Source organism: Ureibacillus sp. 179-F W5.1 NHS (genome assembly GCF_045369345.1).
GTDB classification, from domain to species: Bacteria; Bacillota; Bacilli; order Bacillales_A; family Planococcaceae; genus Ureibacillus; species Ureibacillus halotolerans.
This window is the reverse complement of sequence record NZ_JBIQFG010000090.1, coordinates 1-2,433: the sequence shown is the minus strand read 5'-3', so window position 1 is coordinate 2,433 and position 2,433 is coordinate 1. Positions and strand designations below refer to the sequence as shown.

The following is a 2,433-nucleotide window of genomic DNA, read 5'->3' as shown; positions in this document are numbered from 1 at the left end:
CACTAGGCTATTTAACGCCTGTGGAATTCAAGAATAGGTCCTTATAAAGGTTGTCCAGTTTTGTGTTGACATTCCAAACGAAATAATTATGGGGATTGTTGCCCTAATATAAACTCTCTTAAATTAATATTATGGCCTTTGCATAAAAAAGCTTTGTCCCTAATTCGAACAAAGCCCTTGAATTTCTTATTTGAAAGAATGTTTGATTCCCATCTCTTTAATTAAAAAATTTGTTAACTGCTCTTCCGCATAAAAGAATCCAAATAGCTTTTTACCCTTTTGAATTTCCTTCATGACTTCGGATAATTTTCGAACTGCTTCCTGTTGATCCCCTTTTAATGTTGCAAGAATCGCTTCACTTCGTTTATAACTAATAGGCTCCATCAGGTTCATAAATTGATGGAATTCTTTTATCTTTTCTTCGTTATTATTCTTCTTAACAATAAGATCAATTTGTTGTATGTGTTGAATAAAGTACAACGAGAATTTATTTTCCTTTGTGACAGGTATTTGCTTAAAAGGTTCAATTAATTCAGAAGCTTTCTCATAATCTTCTTTTAGTAAAGTGTAATAAAAAAGAATGTATGCAACCGTTGCATTGTCGACTGTTGGTGGTAACGTTTTAGCCTGTTCGATTAACTCTTCTGACCATTCCTTTGGATGTTTTGGTGAATTCATTTCTTTTAATAATAAAAGGGAAACTAAAAATTCTTCTGTTTCTTTACCCCCTTTAGCTATTTCCATTAATACACGACCATCTGACTTTAACGCACCTTTATATGGCAAAATGGTAGCGATAAAAATAAGTAAATTCAAAATTGCAAAGTATGTAATGAATTGAATATCAAATGTCATTCCTAAAATAAAACTGACGATTGCTGTTACGATGGAAAAGAGCGGGCCCCCTACAACAAATCGTTTATGTTGCTTTGCAATTAAAGTTATATCGCTTGATAATGGTGTACAACTTGCTACGCCACCGAATAAAAACCAACTATCATTCCATTTCATATGTATACGCTCTGTATTTTCAATAGTTATGGGACCAACTGTTAAATAATTAAATCGGTAACCAGTCCCTATTCCAAGTAACACATGGCCTAATTCATGGATGAACACGGTTAGGAATAAAAGAACTAAATTTATACCGATTAGATTAGCCATATCAGCTAAATCTGTAAAGTTAAGCATCCCAATCATAATCGCTGCAATTAATGTAACCCCTATAGGTTTTGTTATAAAACCCATCAACTCTCCCCTCTCATTTTATGAATATAATATTCATACGTATAAGATGTATGAATGTTTCAAGAATAGGAGAATGCTAAGCTAGTTCATAAAAAAGCATCAATCCCCCAAATAGTGAAAGAAAAAAATATAATATACTAAAAATATTGCTATGTAATCAAATCAATCTCCACAATATAAATAGTAATCGCATTTCACTAAGTCTATTGTATGATTCATCAACTGCTGGAAAAAATCTATATTGTCAGGTTTTATCGTAAAGGAGCCAATCACCGGATGTTCTTTTGATAGATGGAGAGCTTTTTGAAGTTCAGATAATGGAACATTTTGCAATCTTTCTTCCCCTACAATCACTTCTTCTCCTTTAGCTGCCCATTCCACATACCGAATAACCTTTTCTTCAACAAGATAATATGGAGATGGGTACTCTTCTACAAAAAGTTTATTGTTCTGAACAAATTGTATTGCATTGTTACATGGTTGGTTCGAACCAATATACATATAATAATCCCAACCGAAATGCACAAAAAATTGCCCCATTGAAACGAAGTGACAATGAATATAATCCCGTAACACCATTTTGCAAACGGTAGGTATATCTTTTTCATGTATAACGGCATCCTCAACAATCGGTAAATAAAATGCTTCTTCATAAAGAAGAGAAGATTTATCAGAAAGAAATTCATGATGTATTTGTAACTGAATTACCCTTAAAGATGTTAATTTGCTTTCTTTTAAAAATTTCAATACGGCATGAACATAAGCCTTTTCTACTTCTAGGTATTCATTTAGAGTTAATTCTTTTCCATTAAATGTTGGCCAATGTCAGAAGAACTTATCCACTCATCTTTCATATATGCTCCGTCCTGATCTCTAAATGCAGGGTTATATTTTGTAATACGCCATTGGTATTTCATATTCACTTTTAGACCACCTTCTTTAATGCGATTCCTAATTCGTTTCTAGTTACTCCTTCGTTTATTAGTTCAACAAAAAAGAGCATTAATCCTTTAGGATCAATGCATCCATTACCAATCGGGTCCGTCATTTCGATCAGCTACTTTAAGACTGAACGAATCCGCATCAAAATTATTTTTTTCAATCAACTCCACTAGCGTCGCATTAAAATAATTCAATACCTAATTGAAATCTGAATTTTCTGTAATTCTATCTTTGCATAAAAAA

General features: G+C 32.6%; 4 protein-coding genes. All 4 read right to left on the bottom strand.

From position 1 onward, the window contains the following. Positions 1 to 186: 186 nt before the first annotated feature. The 4 genes from ACH0B5_RS17910 to ACH0B5_RS17895 all read right to left on the bottom strand — a co-directional run bounded on the left by ACH0B5_RS17910 (position 187) and on the right by ACH0B5_RS17895 (position 2,296). A complete protein-coding gene (locus ACH0B5_RS17910; RefSeq protein ID WP_406928249.1) occupies positions 187 to 1,248 on the bottom strand; it encodes a site-2 protease family protein in 1,062 nt (353 codons plus the stop codon). Positions 1,249 to 1,410: 162 nt separating this feature from the next. Beyond that, positions 1,411 to 1,995 carry a DUF7683 domain-containing protein gene (locus ACH0B5_RS17905; RefSeq protein WP_406928248.1) on the bottom strand — a complete coding sequence of 195 codons (585 nt, stop codon included), beginning with the start codon at positions 1,993 to 1,995 and terminating at the stop codon, positions 1,411 to 1,413. A 47-nt stretch (positions 1,996 to 2,042) separates the two neighbouring features. Next, positions 2,043 to 2,171 (bottom strand): hypothetical protein, encoded by a 129-nt coding sequence (locus tag ACH0B5_RS17900; protein ID WP_406928247.1) that lies wholly within the window; start codon positions 2,169 to 2,171, stop codon positions 2,043 to 2,045. 2 nt (positions 2,172 to 2,173) lie between these two features. Further along, positions 2,174 to 2,296 carry a hypothetical protein gene (locus tag ACH0B5_RS17895; protein WP_406928246.1) on the bottom strand — a complete coding sequence of 41 codons (123 nt, stop codon included), beginning with the start codon at positions 2,294 to 2,296 and terminating at the stop codon, positions 2,174 to 2,176. Positions 2,297 to 2,433: the final 137 nt, after the last annotated feature.